6 protein-coding genes are annotated in these 17,388 nt (G+C 65.0%); all 6 read right to left on the bottom strand.

Annotated elements, in window-relative coordinates; genetic code table 11:
* Positions 1–78 precede the first annotated feature (78 nt).
* A complete protein-coding gene (locus tag KIO76_RS21410) occupies positions 79–2,025 on the bottom strand; it encodes an ABC transporter substrate-binding protein (protein WP_213325622.1) in 1,947 nt (648 codons plus the stop codon).
* 118 nt (positions 2,026–2,143) lie between these two features.
* A complete protein-coding gene (locus KIO76_RS21405) occupies positions 2,144–2,881 on the bottom strand; it encodes a FadR/GntR family transcriptional regulator (RefSeq protein WP_213325621.1) in 738 nt (245 codons plus the stop codon).
* Between the two features lie 263 nt (positions 2,882–3,144).
* Complete coding sequence (locus KIO76_RS21400) at positions 3,145–5,043, bottom strand: hypothetical protein (RefSeq protein WP_213325620.1); 1,899 nt, start codon at positions 5,041–5,043, stop codon at positions 3,145–3,147.
* Positions 5,044–5,052: 9 nt separating this feature from the next.
* Positions 5,053–10,626 (bottom strand): hypothetical protein, encoded by a 5,574-nt coding sequence (locus KIO76_RS21395; RefSeq protein ID WP_213325619.1) that lies wholly within the window; start codon positions 10,624–10,626, stop codon positions 5,053–5,055.
* 9 nt (positions 10,627–10,635) lie between these two features.
* A complete protein-coding gene (locus tag KIO76_RS21390; protein ID WP_213325618.1) occupies positions 10,636–13,941 on the bottom strand; it encodes a hypothetical protein in 3,306 nt (1,101 codons plus the stop codon).
* Positions 13,942–13,987: 46 nt separating this feature from the next.
* Positions 13,988–17,371, bottom strand: coding sequence for a DUF6603 domain-containing protein (locus tag KIO76_RS21385; RefSeq protein ID WP_213325617.1), 3,384 nt, complete (start codon positions 17,369–17,371; stop codon positions 13,988–13,990).
* Between the last annotated feature and the right edge of the window lie 17 nt (positions 17,372–17,388).

Raw genomic sequence — 17,388 nt, 5'->3', positions numbered from 1 at the left:
GATGCGTATTCCCCGTGAGGGACGGGTAGCCCCGGCGCGCGATTTTGACGTGCCGGGAACCGATGTTCAGACGCGGACTTATTGCGCCTTGAAGAACTGCTCCGGTTTGACGACCCCGATATAGGGTATCGTGCCGATATCCGTGATCGAATCGGGGACGTTCCGCATCGAATTGGCAATCAGCCCATAGCCGGGCGGCGCCAGCGAAACGCCGATGTTGAAGAATTCGTCACCGCTGATCTTGACGATCTCCTTGATCGCCTCTCCCTGTACTTTTGGATCTGGCGATGACTGGACCTTCCGGTAGAGTTCAAAGGCCTTCTTGATGTTTTCCGGAGGTTCTTCGGAAGGCTGCTTTCCCGCGAACCAGTTGGACCACAACAACGCGAAAGTGCGGTAGCCGGTCTGGTCATAGGGCAGGAAGTTGTCGGGATGCATGACGAGATCGATATCCTCGCCGCCGTTGCCGAGGAAGACAAAGGCCTCATGCTCATTGGCCAGCGCGCGGTTGCGAATGAGCGCGCGTCCGAGTGTCCTGATCTGCAGATCGACACCGACCTCTTTCCAGTGCTTCTTGACCGTCTCGAGCACGTCGATCCAGTCGGGCCGGAAGTCCGACGGCGCTTCGACGATGATGCTGAGGCGCGATCCATCCGGGCCGATGCGGAAGCCTGCTGAATCACGTTTGTCGAGCTTCAACTCGTCGAGGATCTTGTTGGCCTTTGCCTTGTCGTATTCCGTATATTGCTTCGCGACCTTTTCGTCGTAGCCGACTGATCCCTTGCGCGGCGCGACCTGCCAAGGCTCGCCCTGCCCGTAATAGACAAGATCGATGATTTCCTTGCGGTTGATCGCATGGCTCAGCGCGATGCGGAAGTCCTTGTTGCGGATCAGCGCGCGCTTTTGCGGATTGGCATGGTTGTGGTTCAGGAACAGCACCATCGTATTGTGATGCGGCTGCGGCACTTCGAAGAAGTGATACTTGCCCTTGTCCTGGTTGTCGAAGAGCACCGACTTGTTGCGCAGGCTTGCGAGCGTGCGGTCCTGCAGGTCGATTTCTCCGGCAGTCGCGCGGAGGACCATCGCCTCGGCATCGTCGACGACGCGGAAATCATAGCCATCCAGATAAGGTAGCTGCTGACCGCTCGGGTCGACCTTGTGGTAGTAGGGGTTGCGTTCGGCGGCCACGCGTCGCTTGTCGTCATAAGGCGCGGTCAGAACCCAGGCCTGCATGGTGGGCAGGCCGGTGAAGCGCCAGCGGCTCAAGGGGCCGGTGACCGTTGTGAAGCGCTCGACCCAGCCGGAGAAGCCTGCGGCTTTAGCTTCCGCGTCCGCATTTGGATTGTGGTCGGCGTGGAGTTTGGCGAGGTAATGCTTGGGGAAACCTTCAATCGGTGGATTATCGCCAATGTTCGAGTTCGACGCGAGGTTGCGCAGGAAGAGGCCGTTTGGCTCCTTGAAGACGAACTTGACCGTGCGCGCGTCGGGAGAGGTAATTTCCACGGGGCCGCTTGCCGTGCGCAACCAGGAGGGCAAGCTCGGCGTCAGCTGAGCGTTCTTGGCGACACTGTCGTACCAGAACTGGATGTCGGCCGAGGTGAAGGGCTGTCCATCGGACCATTTGAGTCCATCGCGCAGCTTGAAAGTAAATTCCTTGCCGTCGGGCGACGCCTCGAAGCTTTCGGCGAGATTTCCGGTGAAGCCCTTTGTATCCAGATCGTAGCGAATAAGACCATCATAGGCGATCGTCTTGATCAGCCACCAATGGTCCGAGGCGCCCAGCATCGTTGCCCGCCAGGTTCCACCGTAGCGGCCGATTTCCTTGTTCGGCTTGATGACCTGCGGGTTGGTCGGCAGCCGCTTGGCGACGGGTGGCAGGTCACCCTTGGCAACGCGCGCCGCGAGCGCCGGCGCTTCCTTATAGGTTTCCTGCGCGGCCGCCACATGCGGCGACAACAGCGCGACCGCTGCCGCGCTGCCGAGCAGAAGGGTGCGCCGGGACGGCGTCATGCGAATGAGCCCCATTATTCGTTCCTCTCCGTTGTTCGACAGGCATCGCGTTTTTCTTGAGCCATGAATGGCGGTGCTGTGCGATTGCCACGAATGTGGTTGTTACATACTGTGATACCTTGGTGTTGCAGAACTATTCATCGTCCAGGCCAAAATAACGCCGTTCGGCGCGATCGAGCAGCGCGATCATGGCCGCCTTCGCGCGAGCGGGATTGCGCTCGGCAATGCCAGCGACGATCTCCTGACGATCGAGCACGACCTGGCGCCGGTTATCGGGCGTGACGACCCGTCGGCGAAGATGCCGCCACATGTCACTGTCGCGAAGGGTCCAAAGATACTCGACGACATTGGCGAGGACGCCGTTGCGCGCGGCGCGCGCGAGTGCGGTATGGAAGCGGAAGCCGAGCTTGTCGTCGAAATCATCAAGGGTTGGATAGACGCGAGCCATTTCTCCGACCAGAGCCTCCAACTCCTGGATTTCTCCTGCGGTGGCGCTGACGGCGGCGCGTGCCGCCATTTCCGTCTCGATCAGGCGGCGCGCCTGGAATTGCTCCAGCGGCCCGGGTCCTGGATCCGCGCCGGCGGACCAGGGCATAACGCCGGCCGCGGCGGCGCTTTCCCGCACGTAGGTGCCATCGCCAACGCGTACCTCGATCAATCCCGCGGCCTCGAGCGCGATCATCGCCTCGCGGACCGATGGGCGGCTGACGCCGAGCGCCTTAGCAAGGTCCCGCTCCGGCGGAATGCGTTCACCCGCGCGGTAGTGTTCGGACCGGATCATTTCGCCGATTTGTTCGGCGATCTGCTCGTAGACACGCTTGCTTCGCACAATCGAGAGGGTTGGCGTCGTCCTGGACGCGGGATTGGTCATGCCATTTCCTGGAAAGATCTATTGGTCAGGACAATATGGGCGGGAGCGAGCGGCGTCAAGCGGCTTTTCGAGGATTAGAGCTGCGGAAAGGAAAATTGGCCTGTCCAATCGCCCGGCCGGCGAAACCACCGGAACCCCGTAAGGTTCAGTCATTGCAGCGGGCGAGCAGACCCACGGCTATCCTGCGACTATGACCACGCTCTCCGATGAGGCCATGGCGTTCATCCATGCGGGATCCGTGGAAGTAAGCGTTGCCGCGCAGGTCACGGCAGATCGACGATACGGTCAAAGGACAGGCCACTCGAGCCTCCGCCGCGGCCGGTCTGCTTGCGGAGCCCTAGCCACAGCCACACACGGCCGTCGCGCCAGCGCGTGCGTTGGAAGCTCTTGGTCACGCGCACGCCGGCGCGCGGCACTTCCTCCTCGTGCAGGAAATATGGCTGCGGTGGCGTTTCGTCGAGGCCGTGGCGCAACAGCGCGCTGCGCGGCCGTACGCTGGCTGGTGGGGCGGGGTCGCCTTCGATAACGCGCAGCATGGCCGCGCGCTGGAGCTGAACCTCGCGATTGTCGCCGGGCACATGCACCGGGATCATGGGGATCCAATTTTCCGGCATGGTGCTCATGACCTTGTAGCGGATCCTGGCGCCAGTCGCCGCGGGTGGCGGTTGCGGTGGCGCACCGAGGCGCCGTTCCACGTCCTTTTCGAAGAAGAGCCGCGTTTCGCGGGCGGCGGCCGCGCCAGGCTTCGGCATGCCGGTCGGCAGGGGCACGGTCTGCTCCAGTCCCCAAACCATGTTCGCCATCTCGTCACGGACGAAGACCACCTCTTCAAGAGGGGCTGCCTCCAGGGTCTTCTGCGCGGCGGGGGGGATCATGAGGCTCAGATCCGCCTCCTGGTGGCCTTGCCCCTTGACGCTCGTGAGAAACAGGGCCCAGCGCTGCCAGTCATCGTCGCTGCCGCGACCCGCAGCCTCGATCCAGATACGCTCGCCGAAGACATTGGTGACGGCGAGGCCCTTGATCGTTGCGATCGCGCCGGCCGGCACGATGAAGGGCACGACGAACCAGTCATTGGCATAGATGAGGCCGAACTCGATCAGGAGAAGCTTGGCGAGGTCCGTGGTGTCGGGCTTGATGTCGCCGAAATTGGTGCGGCCGTCCTCGAAGGCCCACCAGCGTGTGTTGGGCATGCCGTTGAAGGTCGCCTGCGCCGGCAGTGTCGTCAGCGTCGTGACCTCGGGCGGCTCAACAGCCGCCTGTGGCGGTTCCTCTCCGGCGGCCGTTGCTCCGCCAGTTGCGGTCTCTCCACCAAGCGTCGTTTGCGTGGGATCGCTGTCGAAATTGTACCAGTCGAGATGCCCCTGGAAATATTGGTCCGCGACATAGACCTTCTCCGCACCGTCGCCGGCGGGCGTGGCGCAGCTGAACTGATATTCGAGCCGTTCCGGAATGAAGGCGGAACCCTTGGGAGGTTGGTGCAGGAGTTTCTCGAACCAGGCGAGGAAATGCACGCCCTGCACGTCGGCTTGTGCCTCCCCGCCGGCAAGGGCGGCGATGCCGTCGGAGGCGCGGTGCGCGGGATCGGCCTTCAAGTAGGCATGGAGCTTGGCTCCATCCATCGCCCGGCCGGCCACGGCGGCGAATTGTGCCCAGACCTCCGCATGAGCGAGCGTCGGCGCATCCGCCGCGTCATTTGGGTCGGGAGCATGGATGGGATAGGCCGCGATATACTGGTCGCGGGCAGCCTGGGGCAAAGCCTTGATCAGCTTCAGCCAGTAACGCCCCATCATCAGCCGGATATCGAGGGCGATGTCGTGGTCACCGAGGGCAAGCGCGACAGGCAGCGGCTCAACGCGCGCCTCCAGCGGCAGCGATGTGTCGAAGGCCTCGGTCGGGCCGTCGGCGGCGCGATAGCGTGTAAGCCGCGTCGTTTCGATGCGGGCCCGGGCAAAAATCGGCGATCCCGCGTCGTCACCGCGGAACTCGCCCATCTGCCATTGACGGGTTAGCAGCCAGAGGGGATCGCGGACCTCGGCACGCAGGGCACGTTCGAAATTCTCGGTGCGCGGGCGGCCTTCGAGTCGGTTCCATTGGGTGATGCCGGGCAGCGCGCGCGTGGCGATCGTCGAGGCCAGATTGGCCGTGATGAGCTTCTCGGACATCGCGGATCCTTAACGCCGGACAAGGTTGAAGCTGTTGTTGAGCACGAGGTTGGCGGCGATGGTCAGTTGCCGCGCCTGGGCGGCCATCACAGTCGCCGGCAGGAAGGGCGCATAGGGCGTGGCGTCGATATGCGCGGGCTCGATCGCGCGCAGCTTGGCGAGGTCGAGCGTCTCGTTGAGGGCGTCGACCAGGTCGTCCCACTGCCACGCGCCCCGGAAATCACTGGGGGTGACGAGAAGCATGGTCTGCGGCGCCTCCGTATTCGGGCGGTCGTGATGAAAGGCAATCCCGGTTGTGGCGCTCGCGCCGGGGATGGTCTCCGTCCATTCGTCGAGGAGCAGGCCGCATTGGCTTGCCGTTCCGTCGAACGGTGCGGCGAAGACCGCGCTATAGAGCAGCCGGTCCTTGTCCAGTGCAAGATCCGGTGGGAATTCTAGGGCAAGCCAGCGGTCATCCGGCAGGAAGGGGAGTTGCAGGGGCGTCAGCTCCGGCTCATCGAGGCCGAAGGCGCCGGTAAAGGTCGTCATCTGCTCGAAGGCGCGCAGCTTGTCGCGCACCCGGGCAATTCCCGCGAGCCAGGTCTCCACGGGCAAGGGCGCGATGGCGGGCGTCGCGGGGTCCGGTGCTGCGGTCAGATAGGCAAAGAGATCGCCGGACTGGCTGGCGGCCAGCGCGTTCGCCATCTCGCTGCTCTGACCCGCCCCGAGGCGGAAAGTTGGGATGATGCGGAAATCCTCGCCAAGGAGGGCCTTTGCCGCCTTTTCCAACGCGGTCGCGGCTTCAGTCGCCGTCGCGGCCGCGTCGTGAGCATCAAAGTGGTTCTGGGACAGGGTAAGGCGGCGCTCGATCTCGGCCGCGATGCGGGCCATGAGCAGGGCCGCATCCTCGGCGAAGCGAATGATCTCGGCTTCGCGCTCCGCGAGGGTGAAGGGCAGCGGATCGAAGTCGTCGGTCGGCAGATGGGCGGCGGCTTCGGCGAGCAGGCCGACGAGCCCCGTCTCCGTCGTGTCGTCGAGGCTCCTGAGCGCCGCTTGCTTGGCGACGAAGGCGGTGCGTTTCATCGTGATGTCCGCGAGGAAGGCGGCTGGCGTCGGCGGCAGCACCTCCGTTGCCGTGGCCGAAATCGCCTGTTCCGCCTGGACAAGCAGCCTGAAGCGCTCGTCGTCGCTCGTATCCACCGGCAGGGTGCCATAGGTGATGATGGTGGCATCGAATATGGCCAGCTGGGCATCCCAGCGCGCGACCCGCTCGCTGAATTGCGCGAGTACGGCGGCATAGCTGCGCCGTTTGAAGTCGTAGGCCATCCCCCAGCCGGCTTGCGGAACAGCGAAAAGCGCTGCCCGCCCCATGAGAGCCACAAGCGCCGTCACGTGATCGTCGATGTGGTCGAGGATCTCCCCGCGGCGGTTGTCGAGATCGGCGAGCGGCGCCTTGAGCGTGGCCTGGAAGGCCGTGAGATCGCCGTGCAAGGTCGCCATTGCAGCCTGCACCAGATCGAGCCTTGCCTTGTCGATGACGGGCGCGGCGTCCTGGGCGACGGTGGCTTCGTTCATCAGGGTAAGATCGCTCGGCTTCAGGGCGCGTGATTTGGTTGTGAGCTGCCGCAGGGCCTTGAGCAGCGGGCTAAGCGCGAAGAGCGAAATAGGGGCGGCCTCGGTCTCCATGTAGCGGATGGTGACCGGCTTGTCAGGTCTCGGCGCGAAGTGCTCCATCACATGGCGGAGGATTCGGTCATCGATCTCGGCCATCGCCTGCTCGCTCTCATGGCCGACGAGGGCGAGGCTGTCGCTCGGCTGGAGGCCGAGATCGGCGAGCGTGACCTCCCGTGTCCGCTGTTCGCCCGTGGCAGCTTCGGTGAAGGCAACAACGCAGCCGACCTCTGCGGGCGGAGGCATGACGCTTGCGAGCCAGCGGTTCAGGGCGGGCTCGGCCTGGGCGCGCGGGGTCATCGCGACACCGGCAAGCGGCGAGACAGTGGGGCTCGCGGTCGCGTCGAGATGCAGGCCGACGCGATGGGTCAGGCCGATGCCGTCGAGCGGCGTGCGCACCACCTCCGGCTCCGGCGGGAAGTTGCCCCGTGCGTAGGCGTCATAGGTGGCGGCCACCCGGTCGTAATTGCCGAGCACGGCCTGGTAGACGCCCTCGGCGAGCGCAAGATCCGCGACGGCGTCATGGGCCTCGACCAGGGCCTGCACCTCCGCGTTGATGGCGGCGGCCTCGGCGGCGGTGGCAGGCGGCAGGTTCGCCTTGCCGAAGGGGTAGGTCGAGGCGCCGCCCGCTTTCATGTGATTGACCAGGGCGAGGCCATCGATGACGTTACGCGCCTCAATCGCCTCGATGGGCACGCCCTCCTCGGTGCGGGTGGAGGCCATGCGGTCGGCCCGGATCGGGAAGGCCTTGCGCAATTTATAGATGAACTTATCGACCTCGATGGGCCCATGGCGGTCGTGCAACCCCCGCTCGAACTGGTAGCCGAGAAGATCGCCGAGGCCCTGGCCCGCCCGTACGCCTTCCAGCAGGGCAAGCGCGGTGCGCACGCGCTCCGAGGAGAGGTTGACCGCCATGGTCTCGCCGTTCGGCTTGCCCGCGTTGGTGATATAGCCGTTGCGTAGCACCGCGGCGGCGACGGCGTGATTGAGCGAGGGCGCGTGGACATAGCCCTGGTTGGTATCGTCGCGCATCAGCGGCGGCGCGTCGGGATCGGCGAAATCCGCGGCGAGCTTGGGGTTATCAAGCCTGACCGGCGTCAGACGCCGGTTCTCGGGCCTCAAGTCCTCCAGCCAGCCATAGGCGCCGAGATAAAGACCCCGTCTCGGCTCGCGATCCTCACCATCGATGATATTGCGCATGCGCGTGAGCTGGTAGGTGACGAGGCCGAGCAGCCAAGCATCCGGCCGGTAGCTCAGGCAGTCGATATGATCGGCGAAAACCCGCTCGAGGCGCGCGGTGGGTTCCGCTTTCAGGCGCTCAAGCGCGGCGCGCTGGTCCCGCAGATGGAAAGCGAGGGTCAAGGTCGGCAACTGCGCCGTGATGAAATCGGAGACCGTCTGGGTCGCCGAGCCGGTGATCGCGACGTCGGCGTTGTAGAGAATCTGGTAGCGGCTCTCGCTGAGCGTGTTCGCCGCCTGGATATGGAGAAAGGGACTGTCCTGCCGCGCGAGGGTGGCGGCGGCCGGTGTCATCAGCGCGGCGTTCTCATAGAGGCGGACGCCGACATCGTGGTAGCCGAGCTGCAAGGCATGGCGGAGCATGAGATAGAGCAGGGCTTTGGGCGGCTTGTCGTCGAGGAAGCCGTCCTGGGCATAAAGCGCGTTGAGCGAGGTGCCGGAAGCCGTGCCCAACCATTCGATATAGTTCCGGCCGTCTACCGTCGAGGGGCGGATGGGAGCCGTCTCCGAGAGGGGGACGTCATCCACAACGCCGCCCTTAAGGAGGTTGTGGCGGCCTGAGAAGAGCTTGTCGAAGATCTCCGGCTCCTCCTCGCCGGCGTAGCCGAGATTGGCCAGGATCTGGCGGGCGGCCGCCTGTCGCACGCTGATGTTGATCTGCTCCATGAGCCCGCCGAGGCCGAGCAGATTGAGACGGTTGAAGACCGTCTTCAGGCTTTCGGCATAGCGCTGCGACCATTCCACCGAGCCGGAGTGGAGCCCGACGATATCGAGCAGGATCTGGTGCGGGTCGCCCGCCTTGCCGATATGGGCGAGACCGGCGCCCATAGCGCGCCAGTCCGTCTCGAAGGCGGCGATGATCCGCCGCAGCTCCCGCAGGAAGGCGAGTGTCGGTTCCTCACCGCGCAGGAGTGGGCGCTCGCGGGCTTCGAGCCATGCCATGCGCGAGAAGGCGGTCGCCGGCAGGATGCCGTAAGGCTGGGAACCGATGCGCAGCGCCGGTACGGCGCCACCGGCGATGACATAGCGATTGAAGAAGCCGCGCGTCTGTTCGATCACCCGACGCGGAAAGGCCGGCGACATCAGGCTTTCCATCCAGTAGCCCAAGGTGGCCGGCCAGAGCGCGGTGTTCATGGCGCGCGCGGCAATCTGGTCGGTCGCGCCGGCACCGTGCACATGCGCGAAGACTTGCGCGTCGATGCCGAGATAGTCCGCCAGCCATTCGCCGTCGCGCTTGTCGAGCCAGTCGGCATCGGGAATGAAAAGGGCCGCCTTGCGGTCGTCGAAGGCTGCATCTGGATCGTCAAGGCGGGCGTGACCGGACGAAACCGTCTCGGTGTTGTTGGTGGGCGTGCCTTGCGGCAAAACGGCAAGGCCTGTCCGGCCGCAAGCGTGGCTGCGTAGCAGCGCGGCGAATTGGGCGGCCCCTTCTGTCGCGTCGGCACTCAGGCGCAGGCCGACGACGAGCACCCGGTCGAAGCCGCCCTTGGCCTCGTCCGGATCGAGCATGATCCGCAAGCCCATGCCGTTCTCGACGGCCTGCGGGAAGTCCGTCATCCATTTGAGTTCGTCCGGCATCACGATATCGCCGTCGTCGTCATGCCGGATCTGGCTCGCCGCATCGGCCTGCGGATCCGGTCCCACGAAGAGCGTCGCCGGTACGGGGTTGCCGAGGACGATGCGCGGAGCCGCGTTGCCGCGATAGCCGATGAAGATGAAGCGATCCGGCAGGATCGTCATCTTCGGCGCGCGCGCCCAGGCGCTCTCCTTGGTCTCGACGGGTGGAAAAACGAGGAAGGCAACGGCCACATTGAGGCTCGTCGGATCGCTGCCCGCCGCCGGCGCGACGGCAAAATTGGCGGGCAGGGTTTCCGCCGCCAGCGCCGCTGCCCGGTCCGGGCCGACGGCTGCCGCGAGTGCGGCCCGGGCCGCCGCCAACGCGGTCGCGTCGCCCTGCGCGCGCCACGCCGCCTGCCAGAATGTGACGAGTGCCGTCGCCTCGGCGGCGGGCAGGGGCGTCTCGGTGACGATGGTCAGGATAACGTCCTGCGGTCTTGGCTTGGTCGGCCGTGCCGAGGCGGCTATCTCAGGGAACTGATCGACGATCCAGCCGGCCCGTCCCGCGCCATGGGCGGTGGCGATGGCCCGCCAGGCGGCGCGTTCCTCACCCTCATGGCCGCCGGCCGACCAGATGCCCGCCCAATAGCTCCTCGCATCCGCCGCTTCCGCCGCGGTCAGCGCCGGATCGAAGGTGGTGATGAAGCAATCATCGGGATAGATGCGCAGCCACAGTTCATCGCTGCTTGCGCCGGTTTCCCGGGCAGGCTTGAAACGTGTCTCAAGCCGGATAGGCATCATGAGGATCGGCGTCGCGTCGCTGAGGTTGGAAATCCCCCCGCGCGGATCTGTAAAATCGGCGAAATCAGTGCGGATGCGGATTTCGTCCGTCAGGGCCGCCTTCTCGCGCGTGCGCAGATCAGCGAGCCTGGATGTGAGACGGCGCCTGTCCGCCGCGCGGCGCTCCCGTGCCGCGACGTCGGCTTCATCGTGGCGATTGAAGCGGCGGGCAGCCGCGGCGTCCTCGTCCTCGAGGCGTTTTAGGCGCGCCCTGAGCGCCGCGATCTCACCCTGAAGACCGTCGAGCGCCGATCGTGTCGTGTTGAGCGCGACGCGCAGATCATTGAAATCAGCCATGGCGCCCTCTCATTTTGGAAGCATTTCGCTGGCGTGGACGCCGACGAGCACAGGGGCCTGGAAGAGGATGTAGGCGAGCTCTGCGGAACTCATATTGCGGGTCCAGGCGATCTTCTTGTCGTCGGCGAACTGCACGGCCTTCTCGCTGTCGGTGCCGGTCGGCGTCACGAGCGTGAACGCGGTGGGCGCGGTCGCGATCTCGATATGGCTGCCCGGCGCATTGGGCTGCACGTCGTCCCAGGCGAGATCGTTCCAGACATTCAGTTTCGGCTGCTTCTCGATGTCGAGGCCGAAGCGGGGTTCACCGGGGCGCTCCTTGATGACGAAGAACCAGCCGGGATCGTCGTCGGGATGGGCACCCGTGCCCCCTTTTGCCTTGTCCACGGTTAGGTCGAAGCCGAAGAAATAGATGTCGGGCTCGACGCGTGCCTGGTAGAGCGGCGTCAAGACCTTGGACTTCGGCGGATTGGCCTCCTCGGCGGCGGTCAGAGGCGCGAGGCGCCGCTCCTTGAGATTGTCGATCGGGCCATGGCGATCCCACGGCTCACGGGCCTTGTCGGCCTCGGTGCCGTCGTCCTTGCGTTGCCAGACGGCGCGATGGGCATAGATGACGGCGGTTGGATAACGCTTCAGCAATTCCCCCCGAATGACGAGCACCAGCTCTTCTTCCGTCGCGCCGGCGACGGCTTCGCGGTTGTCGTGGCTGCCGAGTGTGGACGTCCGGCTCCATGTGTGGAGGGGCTTGATGTCGCGGAGCTTTTCCTTCAGCGCCTCGTCATCGAGATTGTCCCTGTTGAAGAACGAGCGCACGTCCCAGAATTGGCGAAATATCGAGCCGCGCTGATCGGTCGGATATTCTCTCCACAGGAGTTCGCGCGCGAATTCATGGTTGAGGCCGACCATATAGGATTCGATGAAACGCTGGTTGGTCTCGAGCAGCGTGATTGAATTATTTGCGATGAGATTGATGTTCGGCAGGAAAAGCTCCGAGGAGCGCGCCGTCAGCGGCTCGTACATCGGCTGATCGATGACGGGGTAGGCCATGGGCTCGACGAAGGCTTCCCCGATCTCGGCGATGAGACGCGGTGGAACGAAGAGGTCGGCGCGGATCCGGCGCGGGATCGTGTGCGTGGGATTGATCGCCTTGACGGCTGTCGCGGTGAGGTCGTCGAGATCGAGCGGCCGCCGGACCGGGGCCGCGCCGGCGGCGGCGCTCGCCTGGACGAGCGCGAAGCCCTCCTTCAGGGCGGTCTTGAAGCGCATGGCCTCCTGACTGTCCGGGCCGCGACCGGGCAGGAATCCGGAGCCTGGCTCGGTAATGACGAAGCCGCCGGCTCCCGGCATGGCATCGACGGCCGCTGGCGTCTGGTTGTCCTCCTTCAAGGCCTCTGACGCGGCGACCGACGGAGCCCATTGGTTGAGCCACCGTCTGAGATAGACCGCGCCAGCGATGACGAGCGCCGCCAGGAGGACCCCGATGGTCGGTGACAGCACCAGGAGGCAGAGGAGAGCGATGAGAATGGCGACGAGAATGACGAGCCATGGCAGAGGCGGCAGGCGCTTCAGCCAATCCACCACCCAGGGCGGCGCGGCAGCCGGCACGAGCGCGTCCGCCGCCTGATCGGCGGTGAAGAGGCCGGGCGGCGTCTGTTTGGGAGGTGCTGCGCTGACCTCGCCTTTGTTGACACGATCGATGAGCTGGTCGGGCGGGCGCGCGGCGTCGAAGGGAAGGGCGCTGATCAGCCGCCCGCGCGCCCGGATGATGCGCCGCAAGGGCGCCGATGTCATGACCGGCTGCAGCAGGCTCGTCGCCTGCGCGTGGTGGATGGTGAACGCCCCGGTGAGGATACGCTTGTTCAGCGGCGCCATGAGCAGGAGGGCCTTTTGCCGGCTGACACCGACGAGTGGCAGCAGATGGCGGTCGTACCAGATCTCGCTGACCTTCACTGCGAATTGGCCGAAGCGGATCCGGCGCTGCGCCTCAAGCACGTTGCCGATCTGCTCCCAGGCCGCATCCATGTATTTTTCCTGGTTATCCTGGATGATGCGGGTGCCGAAACCCGCCGGCACGCGAAAGCGCGGATCGAGATTGAGCCGGTGCACCCAGTTGTCCCAGTTCGCTGCCGGCGTGCCGTCGGCCTCCTTCAGCACCCGCTTCGTCAGGGCATGCCAGGTTCCGTAGAGAGGTGGCGCGATGATCGGGTCGGGGTCGCCTGCGCGCTGGTAGTCGTCAGGCAGGTTGAGAAGCCGGGCGAGATCCTCCTGCAGCGGCCTCGGAAAGGGATCGTCCCAGGTCTCGAACATGTCCGGTGGCGTGGCCGGCACCTTCGCCGGGGGGCGAAGCGCGCCACCTAGCTTGAGGATGCCGCCCAGCTCCGGCTTGTCGAGCCCCGAGACATTAGCGCCCGGATATTGAACGTCCATCTCGCGCGTGCCGACGCGCGGATCGACCGGCTTCGGCTTGAGCAGGCGGACGAGCATCTCGAAATCGCCGCGCGCGCCCGTGTGGAAGAACCAGCGGTGATAATAGGGAAAGCTCTGCGGCTCCGGCCGGGTGCCTGCGTCCCAGGCGGACAAGGTCGCGGGAACATCGTCGCCGATCTCGATCTTGAGGCCGGCGCGACGCCCCGTCTCGAAGGTCGGCACGAGAAAGGCGTGGTAGGCGGTGTTCTCCGCCAGCTTGCGCGGCGAGATGATCCGCGAATACGCAAGATCCGGGTTTTCAGCGAGGACGGCGCCGAACTTCGACAGGACCGCGTTCACATCCGTCGAGACGAACTCGCTGTCGCCTGCCGCGAGGCTGCGGTTGACATGGACATGGGCCCAGGCCCACAGCTCGTCGGCGCGGGGAAAGGCGGCGAGATTGTCGACGTCGACATAAGGTAACGGCCGGTCGAGCCCTGCCTTGCCGTCCTTGAACTCGCCTTCCGCGAGGACGACGAGGGCAAGCCAGGGACGCAGCCGCCCCCGGCCGAGATCGGGCGCCGCCGGTGTGTAGCGCCACGGAAAATCCTCGTCGTAGAATTCGATGGCCGGCAGATAGTTGGGCTCGAAATTCGTGACCCAGTCGCGCGGCTCGACACGCACGATGGCGCGCTTGTCGATGCCCACGATATCGCCGGGGCCAAACAGCGCCATGGGACGGCTCACAGTCTCGGTTGCCGTGCCACCGCCGAGCTTGTCGCCAGTCAGCGCTAGGTCGATGCTCACCGAGGCCCTGACTTTGACAGACGGATCGAAATCGGCTGTCGCGATCTGGTTGGCGAGCCCCTGGCGCAGCCATGGCAGGAAGGAGTAGGTGCCGATCACGCTCATTCCGTCACCCCCGCCATCGCTCTGGCCATTACGCCCGCGCGCCCCTTCATGCCGCCCGCTCGTAGCTTGGAATGACGTGGACGGCGTCCATCAGTGTGGGATCGTTCGCGACGACGTCATTCATGAACTGGCGGGCGCTCGCCTCGCTGCGGAAGGCGCCGGCATTGGCGGCGAAGGCCTTGTTGGTCGCCTGGAAAGCCACGGTAAAGGTCTCAGGCATCACCGTGATCTTGTCCTCGAACGGATCGAGCTGCTTCTTGGCGGCCTTCGAGAGCGCGCAATGGGTGATCGCCGCGCCGTTGAGGAAGAAATTGAACAGCGTGCCGGCGAAGAGGAAGAAGCGCCGCGTAAAGCGCTTGAAGTTGTTGTCGATGATGATCTCTTCGTAACGCACGATGCGTTTGACCATGCGGCTCGTCCGCAGATCGGCGCCTGCTGCGGACAGATGCAAACCGGATTTCTCCGGCGCGAAGGCTGGCCGCGACAGCTTGTCGGCATCTGAGAAATTCTGGAACTGCGCCGGCGCGAAGGGCTCGAAGGCGTCGTCGCGCTTGGCGAGCCCGCCGCCGGCGACATCGATCGTCAGCCGGTTGACGTCACTGGGCGCCTGATTGCCAATCTTGTCGAGCTTGATGGCGAGCGGCACGGCGCGCTGGCTGATCGCCAGGTGGCCGACGGGATGAAGGACAAGCGCTGCTTCCTCGGCCGGCATCTTGCGCAGCGTGACGAAGAGCCCGTTCCCTGCGGGCAGGATTGCCCGCCAGTTCTCCATCTTAGCATATTCGCCGGCGAGCAGCGGCAGTACCGCGATCGGCGGCAGCAGGGTGTCGGCGCTCTCGCCCCAGCTCTCGTTGATGTCCACATCGACATCCCAGAAGAGCAAAGAGATCGAGCCTTGACCCCTGATGCGCCATTTCGCGGGGCCTTGCAGCTCGCCCCGGACACGCACCGAAAACAGCCCCGCGCCGAAGACATTCGCCGACAGCGAGGCGGAGATCTCGATGATGAAGCGGAAGGGCGAGAACTGGAACAGCGCGTCGAAGGCGAGATGGCCTTTGACGTTGAGGGCGCTGAAGCCGAAATAGACCTCGACCCGCGCCCCGAATTGCACGGAATTGGCTGTGACGGCGAAATAGCCCTCGATCCTTACTCGGGACAACGGTGTGCTGAGGAGGCTGACGCTGATGCGCCTTGGGCTTGGGAAGGGCAGGGGCGGCGGCGCGAAACGGGGGTGGAAACCACCGACGCTGACGACGAAATTCGCGTCGTCGCCAAAGGCCACGAGCAATCCCATCTCGCCGTCGATGGTGAGGAAGACGACCCGGGATTCAAACAGCGAGGCGAAGAAATAGATGCGTTGCTTGTCGAATTCGATGGCGCCGGCGAAATTGACCTGAAGGATGATAAGCGGTGCATCCTCGGCCGGGATCGCCACCTTCAGGACCCCGATGATGGCGATGTTGCCCGGGATCTCGATGATGATCCCGAGCGAGACGCTGACCAGCGTCGGCGTACCCCAGCCGAGCTTGGCCATCGGCCCGATGAGGAAGGTGCCTTCCTGCGCCGGGAACAACGTCCTGAGATCGCTGATGATCTTCGGTGCGTTCGCGACCACGTCCCGCGGGAACATGATGGATTCAATGGAGCCGGTGCGCACGCCGTCCATCAGCGCTTCGAGATTCATCGTCCGGTTGAGGCCGATAAGGCCGCCAACCGCCAGCAGCGTGAAGCCGAAGCCGAGCTGGATGCCCGTACCGAACTCGACCGAGATGATGATGACGAGCGAAAAGCCCTTGGAGCCATCGGGCATCCTGGTCGAGATGAGCCCGAAGGCCTTGAGCGCGACGATGCCGCTGAAGCTGAGCTCGATGGCGCCGGCATATTCGCCCCGTTCGGGATCGAGGCTGAGATAGCCGCCGCCGGTGACGATGCCCGCATCCACGGAGAGTCCCACGCCCTTCGGCGGCTTGAAGCCGACGCTGAGATGCGCGGGACCGAGATTGCCCGGCCGGAAATCGAGACTGGTCGAAAGGCCGATGTCCTCGACCACCGCCTTGAGCGGCCCGAGGTCGAACTTCAGCAGCGCGCCCGTATCGAGGCTGAAGCGGTCGCTGCTCGGGCCGAGCCCGAGCCGGATGCCATCGAGCTTGGCCGGGCCGAGATAGATATGGGTGCTGAGCTCCAGCGCGAGCTTGCCGCCACCGCGGAAGGTGAAGCCCGAGAGGAGCGCCATGCCGAAGGCGAGGTCTGTTTCCGCTTCCACATGCCGGCCGGAGAGGACCTTCTGCAGAAAGCCGTCTGCCTCGCCGGCATCGATGACGAAACGAAAGGCTCCAATCTCGGCTTCGACGCCGAGGTCAAGCTTGCCTTGCGGTGTGCCGGCAAAGACATTGAAGCCGAGGCCCTGAATGGAGAGGCGCGTGCCGCCGGGTGAGCCGATGAGGGTGACTTCCTCAGCACGGGCCTTCTTCTCGCGAATTGCGATACTGGCGCCGAAGGCGCCGGTGAGATCGAAAAGCCCTTCAGCCGTGAAGGGAGGCCGCACGGTAAAGCCGACCTTGCGAATGTCGGCTGTGGACGAAAAGACGAGCTCACCCCGGTCGCAGACATTGAACTGGAAGCTGTTGCCGCCCCTGATATAGGGGAGGAGCGCCACGCCCCGGCGCTTGCCGCCGATGGCCTCGGCCGGCGAAATGGTGATGCCGAACTGGCTGTAGGTCTCGGGCGTAAAGCCTTTCTGGAAGAAGGGGAAACGCAGTTCGGGCAGTCCGGTGCCGGCGTTGCCCAAAGCCGCCTTGGTCGCAGCCGATTGCGGATAGCGCCCGCCCGGCATGCCGGAAGCGCGCATCAGCGCCTCCAAGCGTCCAAGGAGCAGGTCGATATCGAGGTTGGTGTCGAAACGATAGACATCCCGGGCGATCTCGCCGGGTGCGGTGAGCAAGGCGCCAAGGCGTCGCCAGTTGATGCGCCGCATGGGCTGGCCAGCCGCCGGTTCCTCGTTGCAATCGATCAGCCCGAACAGCAGCAACCCCTCGTGCAGTTGCGGCAGCGCGCGATCGATATGGTCGAGCAGGAGATGGTCCGTCAGCCGTGGCACGAGCTCGCCGAGGTTGGGGACACCGGCGCCCTGAAGGGCGGATTGAAGCTGGCGCATGGCATCGGAGACGGCGGCGAGCCGCGCCAGCAGATCGATATTGGCGGCAAGCTTGCCATTGTCGGTCTCGATGCTGGCCGACGCCCGCACACTTCCGCCAAGCCCGGCCACCGCACTCTTAAGACGGGAGAGCGCGCCCACGGCGGTGGCCCCCGGCACGGCATAGCCGAGCTTGGCAAAGAGGGCGGCCGCTCGTTCCGGCGTATCGATGTCGGCGACCGATCCGAACGCCACCGCGATGTCGCAGATGAGGGAGGCGAGGGCGTTCTGGGACATGATGCGGAGCCTATTCC

Origin of the sequence: Chelatococcus sp. YT9 (assembly GCF_018398315.1) — a bacterium.
In the GTDB taxonomy this organism is placed as follows: Bacteria; Pseudomonadota; Alphaproteobacteria; order Rhizobiales; family Beijerinckiaceae; genus Chelatococcus.
The sequence above is the reverse complement of the archived record's forward strand: the minus strand, read 5'-3'. Positions and strand labels throughout refer to the sequence as shown.

What these genes read in the sequence shown, in the direction of transcription:
- KIO76_RS21410 (WP_213325622.1), bottom strand. Translation starts at nt 2,025, where the DNA reads ATGGGGCTCATTCGCATGACGCCGTCCCGGCGCACCCTTCTGCTCGGC.
- KIO76_RS21405 (WP_213325621.1), bottom strand. Translation starts at nt 2,881, where the DNA reads ATGACCAATCCCGCGTCCAGGACGACGCCAACCCTCTCGATTGTGCGA.
- KIO76_RS21400 (WP_213325620.1), bottom strand. Translation starts at nt 5,043, where the DNA reads ATGTCCGAGAAGCTCATCACGGCCAATCTGGCCTCGACGATCGCCACG.
- KIO76_RS21395 (WP_213325619.1), bottom strand. Translation starts at nt 10,626, where the DNA reads ATGGCTGATTTCAATGATCTGCGCGTCGCGCTCAACACGACACGATCG.
- KIO76_RS21390 (WP_213325618.1), bottom strand. Translation starts at nt 13,941, where the DNA reads ATGAGCGTGATCGGCACCTACTCCTTCCTGCCATGGCTGCGCCAGGGG.
- KIO76_RS21385 (WP_213325617.1), bottom strand. Translation starts at nt 17,371, where the DNA reads ATGTCCCAGAACGCCCTCGCCTCCCTCATCTGCGACATCGCGGTGGCG.